General features: G+C 32.3%; 24 protein-coding genes, 3 tRNA genes and 1 pseudogene. 16 read left to right on the top strand and 12 right to left on the bottom strand.

Features of this window, described 5'->3' with window-relative positions:
- The first annotated feature begins 23 nt into the window (after positions 1 to 23).
- From C6H31_RS05110 to gmhA, 4 genes are read left to right on the top strand one after another with little or no spacing between them, the layout of a single operon-like run.
- Positions 24 to 563 (top strand): D-glycero-alpha-D-manno-heptose-1,7-bisphosphate 7-phosphatase, encoded by a 540-nt coding sequence (locus tag C6H31_RS05110; RefSeq protein WP_104697736.1) that lies wholly within the window; start codon positions 24 to 26, stop codon positions 561 to 563.
- On the top strand, positions 563 to 1,546 hold the full coding sequence (rfaD, locus tag C6H31_RS05105) for an ADP-glyceromanno-heptose 6-epimerase (RefSeq protein ID WP_104697735.1): 984 nt from the start codon (positions 563 to 565) through the stop codon (positions 1,544 to 1,546). The genes C6H31_RS05110 and rfaD overlap by 1 nt, the downstream gene beginning before the upstream one ends.
- Positions 1,546 to 2,961 (top strand): D-glycero-beta-D-manno-heptose-7-phosphate kinase, encoded by a 1,416-nt coding sequence (rfaE1, locus tag C6H31_RS05100; protein ID WP_104697734.1) that lies wholly within the window; start codon positions 1,546 to 1,548, stop codon positions 2,959 to 2,961. Before rfaD ends, rfaE1 begins: the two co-directional genes overlap by 1 nt.
- Before the next feature lie 2 nt (positions 2,962 to 2,963).
- Complete coding sequence (gene gmhA, locus C6H31_RS05095) at positions 2,964 to 3,527, top strand: D-sedoheptulose 7-phosphate isomerase (protein WP_104697733.1); 564 nt, start codon at positions 2,964 to 2,966, stop codon at positions 3,525 to 3,527.
- A 68-nt stretch (positions 3,528 to 3,595) separates the two neighbouring features.
- Here the strand turns inward: gmhA and C6H31_RS05090 are convergent, their stop codons facing one another.
- Complete coding sequence (locus C6H31_RS05090; RefSeq protein WP_104697732.1) at positions 3,596 to 4,645, bottom strand: argininosuccinate synthase domain-containing protein; 1,050 nt, start codon at positions 4,643 to 4,645, stop codon at positions 3,596 to 3,598.
- Positions 4,623 to 6,299 carry a DNA primase gene (gene dnaG / locus C6H31_RS05085; protein WP_104697731.1) on the bottom strand — a complete coding sequence of 559 codons (1,677 nt, stop codon included), beginning with the start codon at positions 6,297 to 6,299 and terminating at the stop codon, positions 4,623 to 4,625. The genes C6H31_RS05090 and dnaG overlap by 23 nt, the downstream gene beginning before the upstream one ends.
- 67 nt (positions 6,300 to 6,366) lie before the next feature.
- Here dnaG and C6H31_RS05080 point away from each other — a divergent pair, with 67 nt between their 5' ends.
- Positions 6,367 to 6,660, top strand: coding sequence for a thiamine-binding protein (locus C6H31_RS05080; RefSeq protein ID WP_104697730.1), 294 nt, complete (start codon positions 6,367 to 6,369; stop codon positions 6,658 to 6,660).
- Here the strand turns inward: C6H31_RS05080 and C6H31_RS05075 are convergent.
- From C6H31_RS05075 to C6H31_RS05055, 5 genes and pseudogenes are all read right to left on the bottom strand, one after another.
- Positions 6,657 to 7,274, bottom strand: coding sequence for a thiamine diphosphokinase (locus C6H31_RS05075; protein WP_104697729.1), 618 nt, complete (start codon positions 7,272 to 7,274; stop codon positions 6,657 to 6,659). The genes C6H31_RS05080 and C6H31_RS05075 overlap by 4 nt on opposite strands.
- Positions 7,275 to 7,277: 3 nt before the next feature.
- On the bottom strand, positions 7,278 to 7,964 hold the full coding sequence (gene pnuC / locus C6H31_RS05070) for a nicotinamide riboside transporter PnuC (protein ID WP_104697728.1): 687 nt from the start codon (positions 7,962 to 7,964) through the stop codon (positions 7,278 to 7,280).
- A 116-nt stretch (positions 7,965 to 8,080) separates the two neighbouring features.
- On the bottom strand, positions 8,081 to 9,322 hold the full coding sequence (locus C6H31_RS05065; protein WP_442778073.1) for a type I restriction enzyme subunit R domain-containing protein: 1,242 nt from the start codon (positions 9,320 to 9,322) through the stop codon (positions 8,081 to 8,083).
- 187 nt (positions 9,323 to 9,509) lie between these two features.
- Positions 9,510 to 9,854: pseudogene (locus C6H31_RS05060) on the bottom strand (type I restriction-modification system subunit M N-terminal domain-containing protein); the annotation flags it as partial.
- Positions 9,855 to 10,214: 360 nt separating this feature from the next.
- A tRNA-Phe gene (locus C6H31_RS05055) sits at positions 10,215 to 10,290 on the bottom strand.
- A gap of 142 nt (positions 10,291 to 10,432) precedes the next feature.
- Here C6H31_RS05055 and C6H31_RS05050 point away from each other — a divergent pair.
- The 9 genes from C6H31_RS05050 to C6H31_RS05010 all read left to right on the top strand — a co-directional run bounded on the left by C6H31_RS05050 (position 10,433) and on the right by C6H31_RS05010 (position 19,845).
- The gene (locus C6H31_RS05050; protein WP_104697725.1) at positions 10,433 to 11,185 is read left to right on the top strand and encodes an exodeoxyribonuclease III; all 753 of its coding nucleotides are present in this window, start codon (positions 10,433 to 10,435) and stop codon (positions 11,183 to 11,185) included.
- Positions 11,186 to 11,292: 107 nt separating this feature from the next.
- Positions 11,293 to 11,667 (top strand): chemotaxis response regulator CheY, encoded by a 375-nt coding sequence (locus tag C6H31_RS05045; protein ID WP_104697724.1) that lies wholly within the window; start codon positions 11,293 to 11,295, stop codon positions 11,665 to 11,667.
- Positions 11,660 to 12,550 (top strand): 50S ribosomal protein L11 methyltransferase, encoded by an 891-nt coding sequence (locus C6H31_RS05040; protein WP_104697723.1) that lies wholly within the window; start codon positions 11,660 to 11,662, stop codon positions 12,548 to 12,550. Before C6H31_RS05045 ends, C6H31_RS05040 begins: the two co-directional genes overlap by 8 nt.
- A 4-nt stretch (positions 12,551 to 12,554) precedes the next feature.
- Complete coding sequence (ftsH, locus tag C6H31_RS05035) at positions 12,555 to 14,456, top strand: ATP-dependent zinc metalloprotease FtsH (protein WP_104697722.1); 1,902 nt, start codon at positions 12,555 to 12,557, stop codon at positions 14,454 to 14,456.
- Between the two features lie 2 nt (positions 14,457 to 14,458).
- On the top strand, positions 14,459 to 15,067 hold the full coding sequence (locus C6H31_RS05030; protein ID WP_104697721.1) for a hypothetical protein: 609 nt from the start codon (positions 14,459 to 14,461) through the stop codon (positions 15,065 to 15,067).
- Positions 15,064 to 15,774, top strand: a complete 711-nt coding sequence (pssA, locus tag C6H31_RS05025) for a CDP-diacylglycerol--serine O-phosphatidyltransferase (protein WP_104697720.1) — start codon at positions 15,064 to 15,066, stop codon at positions 15,772 to 15,774. The genes C6H31_RS05030 and pssA overlap by 4 nt, the downstream gene beginning before the upstream one ends.
- Before the next feature lie 9 nt (positions 15,775 to 15,783).
- Complete coding sequence (locus C6H31_RS05020) at positions 15,784 to 18,015, top strand: heavy metal translocating P-type ATPase (protein ID WP_104697719.1); 2,232 nt, start codon at positions 15,784 to 15,786, stop codon at positions 18,013 to 18,015.
- Positions 17,999 to 18,202, top strand: coding sequence for a heavy-metal-associated domain-containing protein (locus tag C6H31_RS05015; protein ID WP_104697718.1), 204 nt, complete (start codon positions 17,999 to 18,001; stop codon positions 18,200 to 18,202). Before C6H31_RS05020 ends, C6H31_RS05015 begins: the two co-directional genes overlap by 17 nt.
- Entirely contained in the window at positions 18,199 to 19,845 is a 1,647-nt protein-coding gene (locus C6H31_RS05010; protein WP_104697717.1) for an ABC transporter ATP-binding protein, read from the top strand. The genes C6H31_RS05015 and C6H31_RS05010 overlap by 4 nt, the downstream gene beginning before the upstream one ends.
- Here the strand turns inward: C6H31_RS05010 and C6H31_RS05005 are convergent.
- Positions 19,846 to 19,922 (bottom strand) — tRNA-Met (locus C6H31_RS05005).
- A 17-nt stretch (positions 19,923 to 19,939) separates the two neighbouring features.
- Positions 19,940 to 20,014 (bottom strand) — tRNA-Gln (locus C6H31_RS05000).
- Between the two features lie 138 nt (positions 20,015 to 20,152).
- Between C6H31_RS05000 and C6H31_RS04995 the strand changes: the two genes are divergently transcribed.
- On the top strand, positions 20,153 to 21,184 hold the full coding sequence (locus tag C6H31_RS04995; RefSeq protein ID WP_104697716.1) for a bifunctional 3,4-dihydroxy-2-butanone 4-phosphate synthase/GTP cyclohydrolase II: 1,032 nt from the start codon (positions 20,153 to 20,155) through the stop codon (positions 21,182 to 21,184).
- Here the strand turns inward: C6H31_RS04995 and cmoA are convergent.
- From cmoA to sodB, 3 genes are all read right to left on the bottom strand, one after another.
- Entirely contained in the window at positions 21,181 to 21,897 is a 717-nt protein-coding gene (gene cmoA / locus C6H31_RS04990; RefSeq protein WP_104697715.1) for a carboxy-S-adenosyl-L-methionine synthase CmoA, read from the bottom strand. The genes C6H31_RS04995 and cmoA overlap by 4 nt on opposite strands.
- The gene (locus tag C6H31_RS04985; protein WP_104697714.1) at positions 21,887 to 23,080 is read right to left on the bottom strand and encodes an MFS transporter; all 1,194 of its coding nucleotides are present in this window, start codon (positions 23,078 to 23,080) and stop codon (positions 21,887 to 21,889) included. The genes cmoA and C6H31_RS04985 overlap by 11 nt, the downstream gene beginning before the upstream one ends.
- Before the next feature lie 75 nt (positions 23,081 to 23,155).
- The gene (gene sodB, locus C6H31_RS04980) at positions 23,156 to 23,800 is read right to left on the bottom strand and encodes a superoxide dismutase [Fe] (RefSeq protein WP_104697713.1); all 645 of its coding nucleotides are present in this window, start codon (positions 23,798 to 23,800) and stop codon (positions 23,156 to 23,158) included.
- Between the two features lie 219 nt (positions 23,801 to 24,019).
- Here sodB and C6H31_RS04975 point away from each other — a divergent pair, with 219 nt between their 5' ends.
- Positions 24,020 to 24,865 (top strand): glycosyltransferase, encoded by an 846-nt coding sequence (locus tag C6H31_RS04975; protein WP_104697712.1) that lies wholly within the window; start codon positions 24,020 to 24,022, stop codon positions 24,863 to 24,865.
- Positions 24,866 to 24,909 lie beyond the last annotated feature (44 nt).

Raw genomic sequence — 24,909 nt, 5'->3', positions numbered from 1 at the left:
GAATAGGTTATTTAGGAGAGATAATGAAAGCAGTATTCTTTGATAGAGATGGAGTGATTAATAGGGATTTTGGATATGTTTATCGACAAGAAGATTTTATTTTTTGTGATGGGATATTTGAACTCTTAGAATTTTGCAAAGCAAAGGGATATCTCTTGTTGCTAGTGACAAATCAATCAGGTATAGGGATGGGGTATTATACTCTTGATGATTTTAAGATATTATCAAAATACATGCAAAATGAGCTAAAAAAGAGATTGGGGTTTGGTTTTGATGATATTTATTTTTGTCCCCATCGCTCTGATGAAGATTGTCTTTGTAGAAAGCCAAAGCCTGGAATGCTTCAAAAAGCGATCTCTGATTTTAAGATTAATCTTGCACAAAGTATTTTGATTGGAGATAAGGTAAGTGATGTGGAAGCAGCACAAAATGCTGGAATTAAGTATAAAATCTTAATTAAAAACCAATTAGAAAATAATCCTGAAGTGCCTATGCAAGATCTATATCAGGTAAACTCTGTAAAAGAGATTCTAAATTTGTTGCAAAAGGAGATAATAAAATAATGCAAGATTTTAATCATAAGACAATTGTGATAACAGGGGGTGCTGGTTTTATAGGAAGTAGTTTGGCTTTTTATTTTCAAGAATTTTTTCCTAAGGCTAGAGTGATTGTATTTGATAAATTTAGAAATGATAAAACTTTTGCAAGTGGCAATCCTACATCTTTGGGACATTTTAAGAATCTAATTGGTTTTCAAGGTGAAGTAATTGTTGGAGATATTAATTGTCCTCAAGATAGACAATATTTAGAAGCAATAGATTTTGATGTAATGTTTCATCATGCAGCAATCTCAGATACTACTGTAATGGATCAAGAACTTGTAATGCAAACAAATCATCTGGCATTTTTGGATTTATTGCAAATGTGTTTGAAAAAAGAAGCTGTGATGGTATATGCCTCTTCTGCTGGTACCTATGGGAATACAAAGGCTCCAAATGTTGTTGGAAAAGGAGAGAATCCAGAGAATGTGTATGGTTTTTCAAAGTTGATGATGGATATGAGTGTAAGAAAGCTTTTGACTAATAACCCTAATCTGCCCATAGTGGGACTACGATTTTTTAATGTTTATGGTGAGAGAGAATTTTATAAAGGAAAAACTGCTTCAATGATTTTGCAACTTGGATTGCAGGCCCTTGAGAATAAAAAAGTAAGATTATTTGAGTTTGGAGAGCAAAGAAGGGATTTTGTCTATATTAAGGATGTTGTAGAGGCAAATATCTTGGCCGCAGGCGCTAAAAAAGGTGGAATTTATAATGTAGGGAGTGGTATTTCAAGAAGTTATAATGATATTGTTAATTGTCTTCAAGATCATTTGGGAGAGTTTGAAGTGGAATATATCCCAAATCCCTATAAATTCTTTCAAATGCATACACAAGCAGATATTGAGGAGTTTTTCCAAGATTTAGGTTATCAGCCAAAGTATAGTTTAGAGGATGGGATTGCAAGCTATATTCCAGAGATAAAAAAGATTTTTGAAGGTTTATAATGTTTAAGTTCTCTAAGAAACAACCCACAATTTTGGTTGTTGGTGATTTGATGGTAGATCATTATATTTGGGGTGAGAGCACAAGAATATCTCCGGAGGCCCCCGTTCAGGTAGTAGATGTAAGGAATGAGAGTAATCGCTTGGGTGGGGCTTGCAATGTTGCTAATAATCTTGTTGCAATGGGTGCAAAGGTAGATTTATGTGGAGTAGTGGGTTCTGATGCTATGGGAGAGTGGCTAGTATCTAGGCTCAATGAGTTGATGATTGGGATTCAACAAATTGTTGTGGATTCTATGCGACCCACAACTCAAAAAACCAGAGTAATACTTTCAAATCAGCAGATACTAAGAGTTGATAGAGAAAATAAACAAGAACTTATAAAAGATTTGCAAGAAAAGATTTATGAGAGCATAGAGGAGAATATCCATAAATATAGTGCAATCATCCTTTCAGACTATAATAAAGGAGTTTTGACTAAGGATATTACACAAAAAATAATTGGTCTAGCAAGAAGTGAGAATATTCCTATTTTATGTGACCCAAAGGGAGTGGATTATACTAAGTATAAAGGTGCAACCTTGCTTACTCCAAATAAAAAAGAGGCTCAAGAGGCTACGCATATTCAAATTGTAGATTCAAAAAGCTTAGAGTTGGCTGCACAAAAAATGAAAAAGGATTGCAGTCTGTCATTTTCTTTAATTACATTGAGTGAAGATGGGATTGGTATTTTAGATCAAAATGATAAGATTTTAAAAATTCCTACAGTTGCTAAAGAAGTTTTTGATGTAACAGGAGCAGGAGACACAGTAATCGCAAGTTTGGCTTTTTGTCTAGCTCAAAGTATAGATATTTATAATGCTTGTAAATTTGCAAATGCAGCTGCTGCAGTTGTTGTAAGTAAAGTGGGTAGTGCTGTTGCTAGTATGGATGAGATTCTTTTGTTTTTAAATTCAAAAAACCCTCATCAAAATCAAAAAATCATAACTTTAGAAGCTCTATTAGATTTTTTAAAAAATCAAAATCAAAAAATTATTTTTACAAATGGTTGTTTTGATATTTTACATAGAGGGCATATTCAATATCTTCAAGAAGCCAAAGAATTAGGGGATATTTTGATTGTAGGCTTAAATACAGATGCTTCTGTGAAAAGATTAAAGGGAGAGATGAGGCCTATTAATTCGCAAGATGATAGAGCATTTGTGTTGGCGGGATTGGAGAGTGTGGATTTTGTAGTGTTATTTGATGAAGATACGCCTTTAAATTTGATTCAAGCAATTCAGCCAGATATCCTAGTTAAGGGTGCAGACTACAAGGATAAAGAGGTTGTGGGTAGTGAGTTTGCAGGACAAACGATCTTAATTGATTTTGTAGAGGGAAAATCTACAAGCTTGATTATTGAAAAAATTAAAGGATAGGAATGAAAGATTTTATTTTAAAAGAATTGGATCTGCATTTAGAAGTAGCTCAAGAAGTAAAAAAAATGGCTTTGCAAATTGAGCAAGTTGCAGAATGTTTGATTGAAACAATAAAAAATGGTAATAAAATTTTGATTTGTGGTAATGGTGGTAGTGCAGCAGATTCTCAACATTTTGCAGCAGAATTAACAGGTCGCTATAAAAGAGAGAGAAAGGCTTTAAGTGCAATTGCATTAAGTACGGATACTTCTGCATTAACAGCAATTGGCAATGATTATGGCTATGATTATGTTTTTTCAAGACAGGTTGAAGCATTGGGTAGAAGTGGTGATGTATTGTTTGGAATCTCAACAAGTGGAAATTCCAAAAATATTTTGCTTGCAATGCAGAAGGCAAAAGAATTAGAATGTAAAAATATCGTTTTAAGTGGAAGAGATGGAGGAAAAATGAAAGACATAGGAGATTATAGTCTTATTATTCCAAGCAATGATACCCCAAGAATTCAAGAAATGCATATTTTTATTATTCATACTCTTTGTGATCTTTTGGAGCAAGCAAGCTTATAATTTTAAATTAAAAAATATCTTCAAAAATAACAAAGGCAATGTTAGTTTCTTAGAAACTAACATTGGGCTTATTGTTTAAGTAGTAAAAATTCCCTAGCCTTTTCCCTTTCATAGGGAGTAAGACTATATTCTTTTTCTCCGATTAAAACCTTATATTCTTGATCATAAGAAGTTTTCCCATAAGAGAGCGTAATGCGTCCTGCAAGGATTTTATCTTCCAAAGTTGCACTTTTTTCCACCAGTCCAATAGGACCAGCACAATCTATTAATCTAATAGTATCCATTAATGGGTTTGAAGAATCTAATTTTTTATTTTCTTCTTCATTTCTTGCAATCACGCATCTTGCATTATCTGGCAATATCATATATCTACCCACCTTAATCATTGCACTATCTTCTAGAATCATTTTTCTATGTGAGCTTAGATCCTTTAGTTTGGTTGCAACACTCGTATTTGTGAGTAAGCAACCCCCACCTGGCTTTTCATAATACTTCCATCCAAAGTCCTTAGCCATTTGCAATTGTCTATTTCTGCCCCTTCCTGAAATATCAAGAAGCTTATCTCTATCCACCCAATTATTTCTTTCCATAAAGCTGGGCTGGAGTAATTTTGCACACATAGGGCGCAAAATTAATTCATCTAGGGTTTGAGGCTTGCTTGTATCATTGCTATCTTGTGCCAATAAATGTTGAAATCTTTTGTCTTTTCCAGCTTCCCTGATAAGTTTTTTTACTTGATCAAGAGCTTCTCTTCTTTGACTTTTTGGTCTTTGCCCTAAAACCTCTCCACTGATTACAAAATCAGCCTCAAGTTCTAATAATTTATAAAAAGCTTGCACAAACATATTTGCATGACAATCAATACAGGGGTTGAAATATTTACCATAGCCATATTTTGGTGTAAAAAGTATGTTGTCAAAAAATTGTTGCCTAATATCACAAATCACAAGTTCTACTCCTATTTGTCCTGTGGCATTTAAGAGATACTCTCTTTTATCATAATTACCACCAAAGCCAATATTAAAGTGCAGAGCAATTACTTCAATTCCCTGATCTTTAAGCAATTTCATTGAAATAAGGCTATCTAAGCCACCGCTAAAAAGAGCCAAAGCTTTCATAGGCTATCAATTCTCCCTTTTTTAATTTTAAAATATTATTTTTTATCTTCCTAATTTTGAAGCTTTTTTCATTAAAAGGTAATACACTATGTTGTATCTCCTCTAATAAAGCGTAATTGTATCTTAGGATAAGCAATATTAACTCTTTTTTAAAGCCATCTTCTGTAATAATTAATTGAGGATTTAGGCTAATTCCAATTAGCTTTTGATGCGAGAAGTCTTGTTGTAATAATGCTCTAAAAGCTTCTTTTTGGTTTTTGAAAACTTCCTCATCAATATAATCAAGAGCAAAATCCAATAAGCTTTTATCCTCTAGCATATATTTGATGATTAATTCCTCTAATAAATCTTGTTGATGAAATAATGCAGGTTGTGTAGGTTGGATGTTTTTTTGCGTAGAGTTTTTTTTGTATTTTGTTATCACAAGATTTGGAGGAATTTTTAAAAGTATTGCAATAAGATTTTTATATTCTTCTTGCAATAGGGGTGAGAGAGTGTGTAAAAATTTTAGAGATTCTGCAAGTGCTTTTTCTTTTTGGATGGGATTGTTTAGATTAAATTGTTTTGCAATCTGCCTTAGAATAAATTCGATAAAAGGAATAGGGGTTTCAAGTTTGTTTTTTAGCTCCAAAAATTTTTTATTTACCACCATATCTGCAGGATCCATTCCTTGATCAAAAATTACTACTCCGCCTTCTTTGTTTTGTTGAGCAAGTAAAAGAGATGCTCTATAGGCTGCTTTGATACCTGCTTCATCACCATCATAACTTAAAATAATTTTTGGATCCCCTTTGTTTAAAAGTGGAATATGTTCTTGAGTAAGAGCGGTTCCTAGAGTTGCAACAGCATTTTTAAATCCAGCTTGATGCAACATAATTACATCAAGATATCCTTCTGTTACAATGATTTTAGATTCTCTAAAAATACTTTCCTTTGCAAGGTGATATCCATAAAGTAATTTTGATTTATTGAAAATTGAACTTTGAGGACTATTGATATACTTTGCTAATTGATCTTTTAGGGTTCTTCCACCAAAACCCAGAGGTTTTGCACTAATTGAATGGATAGGAAACATTATTCTTTCATTAAATCTTGCATAATATCTTCCTTGATCTTGTCCCAACACTCCTAGTTGGACTAATTTGTTTTTATCTAGAGAATTAGTATCGCAAAATTTTATATTTTCAAAGCTAGGAGGACAATAGCCAATCTTAAACTTTTTTATGCTTTCTTGAGTAATACCTCTATGATTGAGATAATCTAGAATCTTAGGGTATTTATAGAGTTGCTGATGATAAAAATTTAAGATATTCTCAAGCAAGCTGTATTCTGTTTGAAAGCTTGTTTTTTTATAATTACTGGTTTCATACTCTAATTCAAAATTATAAAAATGAGCGATTTTTTCTATCGCCTCGACAAAATCTATTTTTTCATATTCCATCACAAACTTGATTGCATCCCCACCTGTGCCACAACCATAACAATGAAAAATATTTTTTACAGGACTTATCATAAAGCTAGGAGTTTTTTCGCTATGAAATGGACAGCACGCACTATAATTGCTTCCAGTTTTTTTGATATCTATATAGCTTCCTATAATATCAACGATGTCAATTTGTTGCTTTAAAGACTCAATACTTTGATTCTTTATCACATCATTCCTTTTAATTTTTGTGTTATAGTATCATAACTGGCAGATTTTAAACTAAGGAGTTTTTTAAATGGCAGTTTTGATGGAAATGAGCATCTTTAGCATTAGCGGAGAAATATCAAAGAGACAAGAGGTAGTAAATGTATTAAAAACACTAAAACAAAAGGGTGTTAAATTTGAACTTGCCTCAATGGGGACAAGTGTAGAATGTAAAGATATGTCAGAGGCTCTTGAGGTTTTAAAGATTGCCACAGATTCTATAGATGCAAAGCGCTATTATGTAATTGCAAAGTTTGATTGCTATGAGGGTAGGCAAGGGATGTTAGAGACTAGGAGCGCATCTGTCTTGAAAGATTTAAATTAAAGTGTTTTATAAATAATAATTTGAGTGGGTTTTGAGGCGTTGATACTGAAATTTTCACCCAATGCCTCATTGAGTGTTCCTTGTTCTAAAGAGGTTAGGGCAAGGTTGTAAAGAGGGTATTTTAGCCCCTTTGAAGTAAGCTTACAAGTGGCATCTAGGCAAAATATCGAGATTTGCTGACCTTTTTTGCTTGGGATATTACAAGGAGGGGTATAAATTTCAAAAATACCAAAATCACTTTTAATACAGACTTTTTTTACTTTCTTAGAGTAGGTATGAAGCAAAAAGATATTTGCTAGGGTATGATCTTCTCTTTTTCCCGTAGCACCAAAAATCACAATATCCTTAAAACCCTTTGTAATACAATAATTAAAGGCTTTTGTAAGATCATTTGTATCTTGCTCTTTAATGTGGATAATTTTTTGAAAAAATTTTTTCTTAAGTTGAGGGGAAATGCTGTCTAAATCCCCAATAATTACATTAGGTTCTTTTTGAATCTTGGTCAAATGCTTGATAGCACCATCACATACAACTAAATTTTTAGAATCTAAAATCTCTTGAATTAGTAACTTTTTTTTAGGAAAAGAGCCATTAGCTAAGATTATTGCCTGCATTTTTTAACCTTTATTTTCTTTAGCTTCTTGATTCCATTTGAAATAGTAAAAAATCCCAAGAATTAAAAACAAAAACATATTTAAAGTTTGTGCAAGATAGATTGGATTTTGCAAAAATAGCTCCAGCCAAATATAACATAAAATAATATTTGCAAAAGTTACAATGAGATAATTTTCTTTGTAGCGATGGATTTGCAAATAAAAAGCAATAATTTGAGCGATTGTGCTAAAAGCGTTTAAAAATGGGAACTTTGCATCTATTTTTTCTAAAAAGATTCCATAAAAGATACTTACAAAGATTAAAAGCAAAAGATAAAGAGATATTTGTAGATTATTTAGTGTTTGTATTTTTATTTTTGTTTTAGAGAGATTTTGATTTTTGATCCAATTAAAAATTCCAAGTAAATTAAGAGGAATGTATAAAAATGTTAGTAGCATTTCTCCATATAATTGAGCTTTGTAGCTTACATAAGCATAGAGAATGCAATAAAGTAGCCCAAAAATAAAGCACAAAAACTTTCCTTGCCCTGCAAAGAATATATAAAAAATCCCACATAAGCTTGCTAGCAAGATTATGGTATTTTCTTTATAAAAAATCATAAGTAAAGCAATAATGAGACTAGAGAGTAATAAAGCAATCCAAAATCCTAAGCTTAGATCGCGCAATTGTAGCTTGATAGAATCTATCAATTTTATCCTTTCTTTTTGGCATTATCCTACAAGTTCAAGGGTATGTTCTCAGCCTAGTTTTACTAAGCACCCCTAGGATTTCATAGAGGTATTATATAGCATTATTAAAATTTTTATTAGACTATCATTGTTTTATTAGTTTCTTGATCAATACTGCTATACCATATATCAAACATCTTGCGTGTGATGCGTTCTCTAAAATCTTGATCATCATTAAATCTTTGGTAAAGTAAAAAATGTGTATCAAGAATGGATTGCATTCTTTCAACTAAGACATTTTTAAACTCAATTTGAGTATTTTGTTTGTCAGAGTTTTGAGCAGTTTTTAGGAGATGATTATCTTCTTTTACTTGTTCTTGAATATACACTAATCCTTTGGCTATTTTATCTTCCTCACCCCATTCAATATTTCCATAGCGTCCGTTAAATTCTCGAACAATTTCAAGAAGTTCTTCTAGATGCGCTTCAGATATTTTACTTGAGCCATCAGCTTGTGAGGGTGCAAGCTCTCCTGCTCCTTCTAGTGCAATATTTAGAGTTTTATCCAACTGCACGCGATAGCTTTCAAAATCTACATTATCCAAGATTCCTTTTGCTAAGTCCTCTGTTTTAGGTGGAAGAATCTTAGTAATAAGCTTTTTGAGTAGGATGTAAGTTTTTTCTAGCTCAATATCTTCAAATGGCAGGATTTGAGCTAAAAAAGAATAATCTTTTAAGTAAGTTTTAGCCTTATTGTAAAATTCTAGTTTGATATCATCATTATCTAAAGCATTGTATCGCTCAACCATTACATCAAGGTATGAATGGATGATATTTTCTTTTTCTTTTTTTAAAATCATCTCTGTAAATTTTTCTACTTCTTCTTGAGAGTAAATTTTATATTCAAACAAAATACTCTTAAGATCAAAAATTTTATTGATATCTGTGGGTTCTTTTAAGAATGTCTGCTCATAAAAAGTGCTAAAAGCAAAACCAATTTCCTCATGAGAGTTTGCAAAATCAAGCACACAAGTATCTTCTTTGTTTTCGCAAGTGCGATTTACTCTTGAGAGAGTTTGCACCGCATTTACTCCATTTAATCGCTTATCTACATACATCGTATGTAAAAGAGGTTGATCAAAACCTGTTTGATATTTTTCGGCCACAATTAAAAAGCGATATTCATCTTTTTTAAATTCTTTTTTTAAATTTGCTTCACTGATTCCATTAAGCCCACTTTCACTATAGCTCTCTCCATTTAATACCACTTCTCCAGAAAATGCTACAAGAGCTTTATAAGTGGGGAATTTTTGTTTGAGGTATTCCCTAAAGGCAAAGAAATATTTCACGGCATTTTCCCTTGAGCTTGTAACTACCATTGCCTTGGCTTTGGCTTTGATTTTTTTATGGATATGGGCATAAAAGTGATCAATCATTATTTCTGCTTTTTTAGCAATTGTATTTTCATTTCCCTCTACATACTTTTTGATCTTAGCATTGGCTTTTTTCTTATCAAACTTTGGATTATCTTCAGTGCTTGAAATAATTTTGTAATAACTCTTATAAGATATTGGGGCTAAATCCATCAAGATAGTTTTCAAAATTTGCTCGGATATTTTTAGGATCATCACAGAGAGTTTGGAGGGTAAAATTAGAGTGGTTATAAAATCCCATACCACTACCTTGAGATCCTGTGAGGATAAGATCCAAATTTTCTAGCTTATCTTTGTAGGTTTGGTAGGTTTTTAGGACTTTTTCTTTAGTAGGTTCAAGAACGACATCAAGTCGCCTAATCACAGTCATTGGCAAAATTACATCGCGATATTTTCCTTTGAAATACACATCTCTAAGCAAGTCATTTGCTACACTCCAAATAAAATTGATGATAGGTTGAAACTGCGTAATATCCATAAAACCCCTCTTAAAATTATAACTTGCTTGAAATGTTATAACAATTCTTAGAGATTTTCAAATGAAAAAAGCTTTAGTGTGAGTTATTTTTTTAAGTTGTTTCTATAGGTATAGTTTAAGTGGTATGCAAGCAAAAAGACAAAAGATAGGTCTTATTTGCTTTAGATTGTGCCAAGTTTTTGTTTTTAAGTCTTAGAATCATTTTTTAGAATTTTTTGGTTTAGATGCTAGGTAAGGTTTTGTTATCAGGTCTTTTAAAAAATATAAAGCTTAATAATTAGATCGTTTTTTGCTATCTAGCCTTAAGTGAAATTTGCGTTTTTAGATTCTAAGATGATTTTAAATTGTAGTTTTATGTAGTGGTGGCTTGAGGCAGAATCGAACTGCCGACACAAGGATTTTCAGTCCTTTGCTCTACCGACTGAGCTATCAAGCCATTATCTTAAATTTTTGAAAGATTTTTTGCTTAAAAACAAAGTGGGATTATAAAGAAAAAACCTTGAAATTTAGCTTAAAGTAGTTATAATTTTTGTTTAAAATTTAAATATCGACAATAATTTTAGAATCTAGGGATAAATATGCAGTTAATTTCGTGGAATGTAAATGGTTTGAGAGCTTGTATGAATAAGGGATTTATGGAGTTTTTTAGAAAAATTGATGCAGATATTTTTTGCATCCAAGAATCTAAAATGCAAAAAGAACAGGCAGATTTTAGCTTTGATGGCTATTTTGATTATTGGAATAGTGCAGAGAAAAAAGGCTATTCTGGAGTGGTGATTTTAAGCAAAAAAGAGCCTTTGAGTGTAGCGTATGATATGGGCATAGAACATCACGATAAAGAGGGAAGAATCATTTGTGCAGAATATGATGATTTTTATCTTGTAAATGTCTATACCCCAAATTCTAAAAGAGAATTGGAGAGATTGGAATATCGTATGCATTGGGAAGATGACTTTAGGGCTTACCTTAAGAATCTTGAGAAGAAAAAACCTGTTATAGTTTGTGGAGATCTAAATGTAGCACATCAAGAAATTGATCTTAAAAACCCAAAAACCAATCGTAGAAATGCAGGTTTTACAGATGAAGAAAGAAGCAAAATGACAGAGCTATTAGAGAGTGGTTTTATAGATACTTTTAGGTATTTTTATCCAGATTTGAGAGATGCTTATAGTTGGTGGAGTTATATGGGAAAGGCTAGAGAGAATAATACGGGTTGGCGGATTGATTATTTTTTGTGTTCTAAAATTTTTAGTCAAAGACTTGTAGATGCAAAGATTTATCCCGAAGTTTTTGGGAGCGATCATTGCCCTGTTGGTTTGTGTATTTCCTGATTTTTTGGTAAAATCGCGAGATTTTTTGCTAAAAAAAACAAGTGCAATGCCGATTTGGCTAAGACAAAAAAAACTTTTCGCATTAGGAAAACTTAAAGGAGTTTGAGATGAGATTGCTTGTTGTAGATGATAGTTCTACTATGAGAAGAATCATTAAAAACACACTGCAAAGATTAGGCTATGAAGATATCTTAGAAGCAGAAAATGGGGTGGAGGCTTGGGATATTTTAAATAATAATGGTGATATCAGTGTTCTGATTACAGATTGGAATATGCCAGAGATGAATGGGTTAGAGCTTGTAAAAAAGACAAGGTCTGATTCAAGGTATGAGGATATTCCTATTATTATGGTTACTACAGAGGGTGGTAAGATAGAGGTGATCACTGCATTAAAGGCTGGGGTAAATAATTATATTGTGAAGCCATTTACTCCTCAGGTTCTTAAAGAAAAATTAGAAGCAGTTTTAGGATTAAATGACTGATTATTTTTTTGAGCTTTCTTTAATCCCAAGCTCGTACTTTGAACTTTTTACTGATTTTGCTCTTGAAGTTACCCAAGAAGCTATAGAGGAGATTGATGCAAAGATCTCTTCTGATTGGGTATTTTATAACACCTCAAAAGACAATCTAAAAAATAGCTGTTTTGTGATTAGAATGGAAGATGATCCGGCTTCTTTAATCCAAAATTTTAAAGACTTTTCAGATAATTTAGCTCATCGCTTAGATGAGAAGATAGGTTTTGCCTACAAGATTGAAAAAAGGGCTAATCAAGATTGGATAGAAAATTATAAAAAAGCTATAAAACCTATTGTATGCGGAGAGTTTTATATTCATCCAAGTTGGTATGAAAATCCTACAAGTCTTCAAAGCATAATGATAGATCCAGCCCTTGCTTTTGGTTCAGGTCACCACGCTACAACTTCTATGTGTGTGGAATTACTTTCAAAAATTGATTTACAAGATAAGCGTGTTTTAGATGTGGGTTGTGGAAGTGGTATCTTATCTTTGGTGGCTAAGAAAAAAGGTGCTCTTGTTCATATGTGTGATGTAGATTCTTTAGCAGTAGAAGAGAGTAAAAAGAATTTTGCTCTCAATCACGAAAAGATTGATAAGATTTGGGAAGGTAGTTTCCAAGGTAATTATAAGGGAGAAGAATATGATGTTGTAGTTGCGAATATTTTGGCAGATATTATCAAAATGTTATATAATAGTTTCTGTAATGCAACTAAGAAAGGTAGTTTAGTTATTCTTTCTGGAATCTTAGAAAATTATAAAGATGATGTGATAAAAAAGTTTAAGGACTTTGAATTGTGTGAGATGTTACACAAAGAGGATTGGGTTGCTTTAAAAATGATTAAAAGGTAGGTTAATGCAGAATAAAAATAATAGCAATAATAAAAAACCAAAAAAACAAAATCCATTATTATTTTTTATAATTTTTGCAATTTTGGCGCTTATCTTGGCAAAAGTTACAAATATTGATGAGGGTGGCTTATTAGGTAGATTGAGCGGAAGTGTTACTAGGGAGATTGATTATTATCAACTTAAGCAGTTGATAAAAAATAATGAGATTAATTCAGTAAGTATTGGGCAAACAACAATCAGAGCAATTAGTAATAATGGTGGGCAAAAAATTTATTATATTGCTAAGAAAGTTCAAGATGCTTCTTTGGTTCCATTGCTTGATGAAAAAAACATCACCTATAGTGGTTTTAGTGAAACGAACTTTTTCACAGATATGCTAGGTTGGCTAGTTCCATTTTTAATTATTATTGGTTTGTGGATTTTAATCACCTCTAGAATGCAGAAGAATATGGGTGGTGGTATTTTTGGTATGGGAAGTTCTAAAAAACTTGTTAATGCCGAAAAACCAAAAGTAAAATTTGTGGATATGGCAGGAAATGAAGAGGCAAAAGAAGAGGTTGTGGAGATTGTTGATTTTTTGAAATATCCAAATCGCTATGCCTCAATTGGTGCAAGGATTCCAAAAGGTGTTTTATTGGTAGGACCTCCGGGGACAGGAAAAACCTTGCTTGCTAAGGCAGTTGCAGGGGAAGCTAATGTTCCATTTTTTTCTATGAGTGGAAGTAGTTTTATTGAAATGTTTGTTGGACTTGGTGCAAGTAGAGTAAGAGATCTGTTTGAGATGGCAAAAAAAGAAGCACCAAGTATCATTTTTATTGATGAAATCGATGCAATTGGAAAATCTCGTGCAGCTGGTGGAATGATTAGTGGAAATGATGAGAGAGAGCAAACACTCAATCAGTTATTAGCAGAGATGGATGGCTTTGGTTCAGATAGTGCTCCTGTGATTGTTTTAGCTGCAACAAATAGACCAGAAGTTTTAGATCCGGCGTTATTAAGACCAGGAAGATTTGATAGGCAAGTGTTGGTTGATAAGCCAGATTTTAATGGAAGAATAGAAATTTTAAAGGTTCATATAAAATCTGTAAAACTTGCTACAGATGTGGATTTGCAAGAAATAGCAAAATTAACTGCAGGTTTAGCTGGGGCGGATTTAGCAAACATTATTAATGAGGCAGCACTCTTAGCAGGTAGAGCAAATCAAAAAGAAGTTTCTCAAAAAAATCTTAAAGAGGCTGTTGAGAGGGGCATTGCAGGGTTGGAGAAGAAATCTCGTAGAATTTCTCCAAAAGAAAAAAAGATTGTAGCTTATCATGAGAGTGGGCATGCAATAATTTCAGAAATGACCAAGGGTTCAGATCGTGTAAATAAGGTTTCAATTATTCCTCGTGGAATGGCTGCTCTAGGTTACACTTTAAATACACCAGAAGAAAATAAATATTTGATTCAAAAGCATGAGCTAATTGCAAAAATTGATGTTTTATTAGGTGGTAGGGCTGCAGAGGAAGTATTCTTAGGGGAAATTTCTACAGGTGCTAGCAATGACTTAGAGAGGGCGACAGATATCCTTAAGTCTATGGTGAGCTTCTATGGTATGACGGATGTGAGTGGGTTAATGGTTTTAGAAAAACCAAGAAATGCATTCCTTGGAGGAGGTTTGGGGAGTTCAAGAGAATTTAGTGAAAAAATTGCCGAAAAAATGGATGAATTTATTAAGAAAACTCTTAATGATCGCTATAATGAAGTAAAGCAGACATTGACAGATTATAAAGAGGCAGTAGAAAAAATGGTAGAAGAGCTTCTTGATAAAGAAGTAATTGATGGTGCTAGGGTGAGAGAGATTGTTCAAGAGTTTGAAAAAGAAAGAAATCTTGAGACGAGGTTGATTAATCGAGAAGAGGTGTAAAGATGATAAATACACATACACAAGCTCCAGCTAAGGAGGGGTTAGCGGGGTTTATTACTCTACTTTTTCTTTGTGGTGTGTTTTTTCTCTTTGATTTTTCTTTATTATTTTATTTTACTTCAGTTTGTCTGATCTTTTGGGTTTATATTTTTAGAAACCCCGAGAGGTTTTCAAAAGAACGACTAAAAGATGTTTTTTTATCCCCTTGTGATGGCAGAATCGAAAACATAGAGTATCTTGATAATCAGGTTTTACTTACCTTTAAAATTGGTTTATTGGATGTGGGATTATTGAGAGCGCCTTTTGATTATGAAGGTGGAATGAAGATAGATGTAACTAATGGATTGAAATTATATTTATCTGATAACCGAGCAAAAGAAGAATTAAATGCTAGAATTAGGCTTGAGGGTGAGGGTTTTAGTATGGAAGTGGTTTCAGAAATTTTTCCTGCAAGATTTTATTCGCTTATCGATTGGAAAATGGGTGAGAGAATAGGATTTTGTAAAGCAGGAACCTTAAGGCTAAAGTTTAATCCAGAAGCAGTGGATTTGAAGATAAATATCGGAGATATTGTAAAAAGCGGAGAAACACTTTTAGGATATAGAAAATGAATATAAACCCTCTTTATTTATTACCCAATCTTTTTACGGCAGGCAGTATTTTTTTAGGTATTGTTAGTATAGTTTTTGCATCAAAAGGGAATTTTGAGTTTGCTTGTTGGCTGATTCTAGTTTCAATGATTTTAGATGGACTAGATGGTCGTGTTGCGCGATTGACGAATACTTCAAGTAAGTTTGGGGTTGAGTTTGATTCTTTGGCTGATGTTGTTGCATTTGGTGTTGCTCCTGCAATACTTTTATATTTTTATACAGGTTGCTCTTACGGAAAATATGGTGTTGTTGTAAGTGCTATGTTTGTAATTTTTGGCGCTATAAGATTGGCAAGATTTAATGTAGGGGTTGCAAATACCGAACCAGGATCTTTTGTTGGATTGCCTATTCCTAGTGCAGCTGCTATGGTGGTGCTTTGGATTTTGATTGATCTGAAGTATATGATTCTTAAGGATTTAGAGTTAGGCTATTTGCTTTTATTGTTGGCTTTTATTGTTGGGATTTTGATGGTAAGTCATATCCGTTATCCTAGTTTTAAAAAAATGAAATGGAATCTTAAAACATTTGTTTTAATTTTGATTGTATTATCTGGAGCCTATCTAAAACCTCAAGAGGTAATTGGTGGTTTAATGACTGCGTATGTTTTATATGGGCTTATTCGTGGAATCTTTGTAATTTTTGGAAAGATTTATTTTAAAAAGATTTAGTTATATCACATGATAAAAAAAACTTTTTCTATTGGGGGTATGAATTGCTCGGCTTGTTCTTCTGGAATTGAGAGGGCATTAGGGAGAAAAAGAGGGGTAAAAAAAATTGAAGTTAATTTAGTGCAATCCCTAGCCACCATAGAATTTGATGAAAAAGAGATTGCCCTAGAAGAGATTTTTGCCTTTATTGATAAGTTGGGTTATAGGGTAGATTTTGATAAAAAAATAAAAAAAGAAAGCTACTTTGACTACCTAGAAAATCAAGTTCTTACCCTAAATATTAGAGTTTTTCTAGCATTTATCTTTAGTATTTTTGTCGTGTATATTGGAATGTTAGGGATGCTTTACCCAAATATTTTGCCAGATTTTTTACGCGATTTGAAGATAAATTCTTCTTTGCAATGTTTTTTTACTTTAATTGTGATGCATCTGGGTCGAAATTTTTATTTCAAAGGTTTTAAAGCCCTTTTAAATAAAATGCCAAATATGGATACTCTTATTGCAATTGGCAGTGGTTCATCATTTCTTTATAGTTTTGTGGTTTATCTTAATCTTTTTTTTGATTATAAGTTTTTGGCAAAACAGGAATTATATTTTGAGAGCACTTGCTTGATTTTAACTTTTGTTTTGTTAGGCAAGATGATTGAGAAGTATTCTAAAGAGAAGGTTTTAAAGTCTTTAGATATTGCATTGGATTTTTATAAACAAAAAGCTTTAAAGTTACAAAATGGTGAATATAAAGAAGTAGAGATAAGAGAGCTAGTAGAGGGGGATTTTGTAAGAGTATTGCCAGGAGATTTTGTGCCCGTTGATGGTGTGATTACAAAGGGGATGACAAGCTTTGATGAGTCGATGTTGAGTGGTGAAAGTTTGCCTATTGTTAAAAAAGTTGGAGAAAATATTTTTGGTGGAAGTATCAATTTAGAGCAAATGGTTGAAATGCGTGTTGAAAAAATCTACACACAAAGTACGATCTCTCAAATTTTAAACCTAGTCAAAGAAGCTCAAAGCACAAAAGCTCCAATTGCAAGAATTGCAGATAAAATTTCTGGGTTTTTTGTACCTCTTGTCATTGCTATTGCTCTTTTATCAAGTTTATTTTGGTGGCTCAATCATAAGGATTTTTCTTTTGCTTTAGAGATTTTTGTTAGTGTTTTGGTGGTATCTTGCCCTTGTGCATTAGGCTTAGCAACACCAATGGCAATTTTAGTAGGAAGTATTAGGGGAATGCAAAATTCTATTTTGTTTAAAAATGCAGAGATACTAGAGAATGCTCACAAGATTGATTGTATTATTTTTGATAAGACAGGAACATTAACAGAAGGAAATTTTGAAGTTATTAAAATACAGAGTCTTTCAAGCCTTTCTAAAGAGTATATATTAGGGTTGATGGCAAGTATTGAGATGGGAAGTAATCATCCAATTGCTAAAGCAATTTTAGGGTTTGCTAAAAAGGAAAAGATATCTCTAAGAGTAGCAAGTGATTATCAAAATATTGTAGGGAGGGGTATTAAGGCAACTATAGATTCTAGGCAATATGAAATTACACAATATCCTTTAAAAAAGCAAGATGAATTGTCTAAAAAGATTGCAGTTTGTCTGTATGAAATAGTGCAGGATAAAAAACAAGAGCTTGGCATAATTTATCTTCAAGATAAGATTAAAGAGGAAGCAAAGGAATGTATAGATGCCCTTAAAAAACTAAAAAAAGAAATTTTTATATTAAGTGGGGATGATAAGGGTGCAGTAGAAGATGTGGCACAAAAACTTGGGATTAGCAAGTTTTTTTCTAATTTAAAGCCAGAAGATAAGCTTGAATTTGTAAAGAATCTAAAAAATCAGGGATATAAAGTAATGATGGTTGGTGATGGTTTAAATGATGCTCCAGCTTTATCTCTTTCAGATATTTCCTTAAGTATGGGTGGGGGGAGTGATTTGAGTAAGGATAAATCAGATATTGTATTGCTTAATAATGACATTTTAAATGTTGTAAATTCTATAAAATTAAGCAAAGCTGTGATAAAAAATATAAAAGAAAATTTATTTTTCGCATTTTTTTATAATATTATTGCAATCGTTTTTGCTTGTGGGATTGGATATAAGTTTAATCTAACACTAAATCCTATGATTGCAGCTTTTGCAATGAGTTGTAGTAGTATTTGTGTGGTTTTAAATGCTCAAAGATTATATTTTTTTAGATTTTTTAAAATTAAAGGAGTAAAAAATGGAATTAGAGTTTAAGGTAAATGGTATGCAGTGTGAAAGCTGTGTTGATAAGATTGAAAAGTTTATAGGTGAGATTGATGGAGTGGAGTTTATTGAGGTAAAGCTAAGAGAGGGGAAGGTAAAGGTGGTTGGTGATGCAAGTCTCTCAAGAGAGCAGATTAAAGAAGCAATTTTGGATAGTGGTTTTGAAGTAGTAGAATGAAAAAATTCTATACGCGTTTTTGGGTTTATATCAAGGAATACAAGTTATTTTTTGCGATTGCGATGATAGGCGCAATTCTTAGTAGTTCGTGTAATGCTTGGACAGCATATCTGGTTAAACCTGCACTTGAAGATATTTTCATCAAAAAAGATTCTTTAATGCTTGTTTTAATCCCCATTTTGATTATTCTTGCCTTTCTTGGTAAGGGTGTTGGAATGCTTCTACAGACTTATTTTATGAATTATATTGGGTTAGATATTGTTAAAAGAATCCGCAATCAGATGCTAGATAAAATGCTTGAGATGGAGATGAACTTTTTTAATTGTATGAGAAATGGTGAGCTTATCTCAAGAATTACTAATGATATAGCCATTATTAGAATGAGTGTGTCAAATTATTTTGCACAGGTGATACAAGAATTGCTCACAATTATATCTTTAATGACTGTAGTGGTTTATATGAGTCCAAAGCTTGCAGTAATTGGACTAGTGATTATGCCTCTTGCAGTTTATCCTTTGAGTAAGATTATTAGGAAAATAAAGCAGGTTGCAAGAAAAAATCAAGAAAAAAACTCTGATATTACTTCTAGACTTGCTGAAATTTTTAATAATATTGAATTGATTAAAGCAAATAATGCAGAAAAAATTGAGCTAGAGAGTTTTTCAAAACAAAATGAACATTTTTTTAAATTAGGATTAAAGAGTGCATTTTTAGGTCAAGTCAATAGCCCGGTTATGGAGTTTTTGGGGGCAATTGCTATTGGATTGATTATTTTTTTAGGTGGAAGTGAGGTTATTGAAGGAAAGCTAGAATCGGGAAATTTCTTTGCTTTTATGACAGCACTTTTTATGCTTTATACACCAATTAAAAAATTAGTCAATATTTTCTCTGTGTCTCAAGAAGCTATTGTTGCTAGTGATAGAATTTTTGAAATCTTAAATCGTAAGCCATTAATCAAAGATGGAGAATTAGACTTTAAAGAAGATATTCAAAGCTTAGAGATTCAAAATGTTAGCCTTTCTTATGGCGCTAAAGTTGCTTTGAAAAATATCAATATGGAATTAAAAATAAATGATATTGTAGCCTTTGTGGGAGAGAGCGGAGGAGGAAAAAGCAGTTTAGTCAATATGATTTTAAGACTTTATGATTGTACTGAAGGTAGAATCTGCTTGAATCAAAAAGATATAAAAGACTTTACACAGCGTAGTATCCGTGATAAGATTGCAATTGTAACTCAAAGAATTTTTATTTTTAATGATAGTGTGTTGGCCAATGTTACCTATGGATGTGAAGTCAATGAAGAAAGAGCAATAGAGGCACTAAGACAAGCAGATGCACTTGATTTTGTAGAAAAACTTAAAGATGGAATCTATACAATTTTAGATGAATTTGGATCAAATCTTAGTGGTGGTCAAAGACAGAGAATTGCTATAGCAAGGGCAATTTATAAAAATTCTCAGATTTTGATTTTAGATGAGGCTACTTCTGCTCTTGATAGCAAAACAGAAGAATCAATAAAAAATACGATTGCAAGAATTGCTAAAAATAAAATCGTTATTCTAATAGCACATAGACCAAGCACCATAGAACTTGCAGACAAAATATACCATTTTAATAAGGGAAAGATTGAACAAATGAAGTGATGGTTGCGGGAGGTGGATTTGAACCACCGACCTTTGGGTTATGAGCCCAACGAGCTACCGGACTGCTCTATCCCGCGATAATTTTCCAAGTATTTGGCTGGGGTAAAAGGATTCGAACCTCTGAATGGCTGGACCAAAACCAGCTGCCTTACCGCTTGGCGATACCCCAATATCTAAAAAACATTTGTAAAACATTTTTGGAAGCCGTATTATATTGTTTTTTATTCTATTTGTCAATAGAAATGAAGTTAAAAATGCTATTGTATAATTTTTGGTAGTTTTTATTAGGTTTTTTGTGAGGAATTTTATGGTAGATATTGATAGAGTAAAAGAGGCAATTGATGCTTATAGGAATGGTGAAATCATTATCGTGATGGATGATGAAGATAGGGAAAATGAGGGGGATTTAGTTTTAGCTGGTATTTTTAGCACCCCCGAGAAGATCAATTTTATGGCTCAAGAAGCTAGAGGTTTAATTTGTGTATCAATTACGCAAGAATTAGCCAATAGGCTAGATTTACCTCCTATGGTGGCAAAAAATAATTCTAATCACGAAACAGCTTTTACTATTTCTGTAGATGCCAGAGAAGCAAAAACAGGAATTTCTGCTTTTGAGAGAGATATGACCATTCAATTAATGTGTAAGGATAATGCACTTCCTAATGATTTTGTTAGGCCTGGGCATATTTTCCCCCTTGTTGCAAAAGAAGGGGGTGTCTTAGTAAGAACAGGGCATACCGAAGCTAGTGTGGATTTGTGTAAGATTGCGGGATTAAAGCCTGTAGCTGTAATTTGTGAGATTATGAAAGAAGATGGCTCAATGGCAAGGAGGGGGGATAAATTCTTACTTGATTTTGCTAAAAAGCATCAATTAAAAATTCTGTATGTATCAGATTTGGTTGCTTATCGTATGCAAAATGAGAATTTATTAAATCTTGTTTCTAAGGAGGAGGGGAAAGTATTAGATTTTAATGTTACAAAATACATCTTTAGTGATCATTTAAGTCGCAACCATTTTGTTTTTGAATTTGGTAAAAAAACAAAAAATCCTCCATTGGTAAAATTTCATCTTATAAAGTATGATTATGAACTCCTCACTAATCAAGAAACCTATAATTTATTATTAAAATCTATTAAGAAGCTGGATCAAGATGGTGGGTACTTAATCTTTTTACAAGATAATGATTCTAACAATGAGCTTGTAAAAAAATTTGGTGTAGGTGCTCAGATTCTAAAGCGACTAGGGGTGGATACCTTTAATCTTATCAGTAATTCAAACAAAGAATACAATGCACTGGGTGGATTTGGTCTAAAAATTGATCAAACAATAGAAGTCTAAGTTTTTTTGGCGATAATTGTGCCAAAATTCACCCATTTAAAAAGAACTTCGCTGGTTTTAAACCCTGCATTTTTTAGCATTTGTAAGTTTTCATCCAAGCTATAGGGGATAAGAACATTTTCTAATGCTTCTCTTTTGTGAGTAATTTCATTTTTACTATAACCTTGTTCATATTTAAATTGATGATAACGCTCAATCATTTGCCTATCTAACTGCTTGTCAAAACTTGTCATCTTTTCACTCATAATAAAGATTCCATCTGATTTTAGAGAATCAAAAATTTTTTTGATTAGTTTCTCTCTTTGCAAAGGGCGTATAAATTGAATCGTGTAATGCGCAACAACCACATCAGCATCTCTAAAAGCATATTCTAAAAAATCCGCATTTTTAAAATTAATTGAGAGATTGTAGGCTAAGGATTTTTGCATAGATCTTTCTATCATAGCTTTGGAGCTATCAATTCCAAAAAGTAAGGCGCTTCTTTGGATTTTTTGAGCCAAGTTAATGAGGAAATTGCCTGTAGAGCTACCTAGGTCATATATAACAGGTGTTTGGATAGTTTGAATATGTTTTAAAATAAAATCTATGCTTAAATCTGATGCAATGTTATAAAATGGTATGGAACGAACCAGCATATCATCAAAAACACTTGCAACCTTATCGTCAAACTCAAATTGTTTGCTCTGCTCCTTTGAAAAAAGCTTATCTTGCATTACCCTTCCTTTTTTTGCTTAAGTATAAAAATATAAAACCAATAAAATAAACAAATATAGCAACAATCCCTATCATCTCAACAAGTCCTATGTGATATACAATTGTTTGGGTGATGAGTGGAGAAATGAATTGTCCAGCAAACATTGAACTTGTTAAAAAACCATAGGCTCTTGGCCTTTCTTTTTCTTCAGCTAGACTAAAAAGCCAAGTGCTATTATTTACATTTAGTAGTCCTAAGCTTAATCCAAGTAATAAAAAACCAAGCAGAATACTAAAGTAATTGTGTAATAGCCCTATAACTGCAAATCCTCCTCCCAAAAGACTGAGAGCAATAAAAAAAATCTCATAGATACTAAAGGTTTTATGTAGTTTTTGATAATAAAAAGAACTGATTGCCATAGCAATTGAGGCAATAGCCATTGAAATGCCGATACTAGATTGTTGTATTTGCAGGTGGTGTATCATAAAAAATGACAATTGTGTTGGAGCAATGTAAAAACACCCCATAGAAATAATACTCAAAGCATATACAAAAATAAATTTATTGAAATTAAAACTGTTTTTTTGATCCTTTGATGGATTGCTTTGAATCTTATCTGGCTCAAAGAGCTGTACCTTTGCAAAAATAAAAATCAAAAAACCAAGAAGATAGACTAAAAAAGGATAGCGCCAGTCAAGATTTGCAAGATAGCCCCCCAAGATTAAAAAAACCGCTCCACTAAAAGCCATAAAAAAGAATTGCATTGCTAAAGCTTTTTCTCTTTCTTCTCCCTTATAATAATCAGATAACAAGATTCCAACACCTGTCATTAAAAATGCAGTAGCAATGCCAAGAATTGCTCTTGAGATTAAAAGCAAGTAAATATTATCAAGGAGAAAACCACAACCCCCAGCTATTGACCAAGTAATGAGTGCAGGATATATAATCTTAAGTCTTGAAAATTTCTCATACAAAAATCCAGCTAGTGGGGAAAAAAGTAAGATAAAAAGTGCTGGTAATGTTAAGATTAATCTTGAGAGTAGCTCAACTGAAGAGCCTATGTAGAGAAAATGTCTTTGGAGTTCTGGGAGAGATGGTGCAATAATCGTGCTACCCAAAACTGTGGTTCCTGCTATGAGGAACAAAGCTGTCTTAAAACTTTTTTTCTTTGTGAGTGATATCTTATAACTTTTATCTTGCATATACAACCAAGCCCATCCATTTTATAAAATAAAAGCATAATTATAATGATTGTATATGCAACTAAGCAAATAAAATTACTTATGTGATCCTCTTACAAATTCATTAATATAAAATTTTACAGAATCCATTCCCTCTTTTTTTGCCCACTCATAAGCTTGAGATACAAAATCCCAGTTGATATGACTGTAGAATTTTTCTAGGTAATTAGGGCGTGTATTTTTAAAATCAATATAGTAAGCATGCTCCCAAACATCCACCACTAATAAAGGAACTTTATTATCTACAATTGGAGTTTGCGCATTGCTTGTTTGAACAATTTCAAGCTTTTGATTTTCTAAGTTGAAAACAAGCCAACACCAGCCAGAACCAAATAGTGTAGTTGCACTTGATAAAAACTTTTCTTTAAATGCTTCTAAAGAACCAAAATTTTCTTTTAATGCATTGGATAAATCTGCACTCATTTCGCTAGATTTTGGAGTGATACAATCCCAGTAAAAATCGTGATTATAAACTTGAGCAGCATTATTAAAAAGACCACCACTTGATTTTGTAATGATTTCAAAAAGATCACTATTTGCAAACTCTGTATCTTTAATAAGATTATTGAGATTATTTACATAAGTTTGATGATGTTTTCCATAATGATAGTCAAAAGTAACCGCGCTTAAAAAATCTTGCATAGAGTCTTTTTCATAAGGTAATTTTCTTAGTTCAAACATAATTGTCTCCTTAGCTTTTAGTGTATCGCACTATTTGATAGTTATTTAGTAAAACTTCCTTTGTAATTTCAAAGGGTTTCATATTATATCAAATGTTGCTATTGTTGATTTAAAAACAAGACAAAGGAAAAATAAAGGTTTATTGTGACAAAATAAAAACAAGAGATAGAGCAATGAGTTAGAACAATAATATGATGTTGTTGGAGATTAAATGCAGATATGATAGGAGGAATATTTAGATTTTGCAAAAAGATAGCAAGAAGGGTATATAAGCGGTCTTATGTAGAGGGTGCATTAAATCCTTGGGCATTTATTCGTGTATACAATGAAGAAAAAACATTAAAGCAGAGTTTAGATTCTATTATCCCTGCTATTTCTAGAGGTATTATTGTTTATAGTGGATGTACTGATAGGAGTAAAAGCATTATTGAGGATTTTTGTGAAAAAAACACAGGTTTTATTTGTGCTTTTTATCCTCATGAGGTTGCAAGCGTAAATTGCACCAAAGAAGAAAGGCAATCTAAAAAAAGTTTAAGCGATTATTATAATTTTGCATTAAGTTTTATTCCTCAAGGAGATTGGCTGATAAAAATTGATGCAGATCAGATCTATGATGCGGAAAAATTAAAAAAGAGTTTTTATCTAGTAAAAGATGATGATGAAGTGGTGTTTTATTTTAGGATTAATCTTCATCTAATAGATTCTAAGGTTTATATTGATGGAGATTCCCCAGTCTTTGATCCAAAAGATCATTGGCTAATTTGTAATAAGGGGCTATATTTTAAGGATGTTATTATAAGTGAAAAAGATAATAAGATTGTTTATTGGGAGCTTCTAAAAATCCCTTTTAAATATAAGTATTATGATGCGAAATTAAGCACCTGGCATTTTCCTTATTTAAAGACTAGAAGGCAGCGTGAGTTAAATAATTTGATCCCGATAAAAGATTATAAAAAAGTAATTCCTCAAGAATTTTTGGATCGTATGGATCAGGATATGTTTGATGAAGAAAGGATTTTAAAGCTTTTAGAAAATGAGAAAATAGAAGATAATAAAGTAGGATAGGGTATTTTCTTTGTGTAAGAGAGTTTTTGTGTTACAATTGCGGG

This window comes from Helicobacter sp. 'house sparrow 1' (assembly GCF_900199585.1).
Classification (GTDB): domain Bacteria; phylum Campylobacterota; class Campylobacteria; order Campylobacterales; family Helicobacteraceae; genus Helicobacter_H.
This window is presented reverse-complemented; position numbering and strand designations above follow the sequence as displayed.

Excerpts from the sequence above, each read along its gene's own strand:
- C6H31_RS05090 (WP_104697732.1), bottom strand. The coding sequence starts at position 4,645 with ATGAAAGCTTTGGCTCTTTTTAGCGGTGGCTTAGATAGCCTTATTTCA.
- C6H31_RS05080 (WP_104697730.1), top strand. The coding sequence starts at position 6,367 with ATGGCAGTTTTGATGGAAATGAGCATCTTTAGCATTAGCGGAGAAATA.
- C6H31_RS05020 (WP_104697719.1), top strand. The coding sequence starts at position 15,784 with ATGATAAAAAAAACTTTTTCTATTGGGGGTATGAATTGCTCGGCTTGT.
- rfaE1 (WP_104697734.1), top strand. The coding sequence starts at position 1,546 with ATGTTTAAGTTCTCTAAGAAACAACCCACAATTTTGGTTGTTGGTGAT.
- pssA (WP_104697720.1), top strand. The coding sequence starts at position 15,064 with ATGAATATAAACCCTCTTTATTTATTACCCAATCTTTTTACGGCAGGC.
- C6H31_RS05050 (WP_104697725.1), top strand. The coding sequence starts at position 10,433 with ATGCAGTTAATTTCGTGGAATGTAAATGGTTTGAGAGCTTGTATGAAT.
- cmoA (WP_104697715.1), bottom strand. The coding sequence starts at position 21,897 with ATGCAAGATAAGCTTTTTTCAAAGGAGCAGAGCAAACAATTTGAGTTT.
- C6H31_RS05110 (WP_104697736.1), top strand. The coding sequence starts at position 24 with ATGAAAGCAGTATTCTTTGATAGAGATGGAGTGATTAATAGGGATTTT.
- C6H31_RS05075 (WP_104697729.1), bottom strand. The coding sequence starts at position 7,274 with ATGCAGGCAATAATCTTAGCTAATGGCTCTTTTCCTAAAAAAAAGTTA.
- C6H31_RS05030 (WP_104697721.1), top strand. The coding sequence starts at position 14,459 with ATGATAAATACACATACACAAGCTCCAGCTAAGGAGGGGTTAGCGGGG.
- C6H31_RS05045 (WP_104697724.1), top strand. The coding sequence starts at position 11,293 with ATGAGATTGCTTGTTGTAGATGATAGTTCTACTATGAGAAGAATCATT.
- C6H31_RS04985 (WP_104697714.1), bottom strand. The coding sequence starts at position 23,080 with ATGCAAGATAAAAGTTATAAGATATCACTCACAAAGAAAAAAAGTTTT.
- ftsH (WP_104697722.1), top strand. The coding sequence starts at position 12,555 with ATGCAGAATAAAAATAATAGCAATAATAAAAAACCAAAAAAACAAAAT.
- C6H31_RS04995 (WP_104697716.1), top strand. The coding sequence starts at position 20,153 with ATGGTAGATATTGATAGAGTAAAAGAGGCAATTGATGCTTATAGGAAT.
- C6H31_RS05015 (WP_104697718.1), top strand. The coding sequence starts at position 17,999 with ATGGAATTAGAGTTTAAGGTAAATGGTATGCAGTGTGAAAGCTGTGTT.
- C6H31_RS05065 (WP_442778073.1), bottom strand. The coding sequence starts at position 9,322 with ATGGTAGTTACAAGCTCAAGGGAAAATGCCGTGAAATATTTCTTTGCC.
- C6H31_RS05040 (WP_104697723.1), top strand. The coding sequence starts at position 11,660 with ATGACTGATTATTTTTTTGAGCTTTCTTTAATCCCAAGCTCGTACTTT.
- C6H31_RS05010 (WP_104697717.1), top strand. The coding sequence starts at position 18,199 with ATGAAAAAATTCTATACGCGTTTTTGGGTTTATATCAAGGAATACAAG.
- gmhA (WP_104697733.1), top strand. The coding sequence starts at position 2,964 with ATGAAAGATTTTATTTTAAAAGAATTGGATCTGCATTTAGAAGTAGCT.
- sodB (WP_104697713.1), bottom strand. The coding sequence starts at position 23,800 with ATGTTTGAACTAAGAAAATTACCTTATGAAAAAGACTCTATGCAAGAT.
- C6H31_RS04975 (WP_104697712.1), top strand. The coding sequence starts at position 24,020 with ATGATAGGAGGAATATTTAGATTTTGCAAAAAGATAGCAAGAAGGGTA.
- rfaD (WP_104697735.1), top strand. The coding sequence starts at position 563 with ATGCAAGATTTTAATCATAAGACAATTGTGATAACAGGGGGTGCTGGT.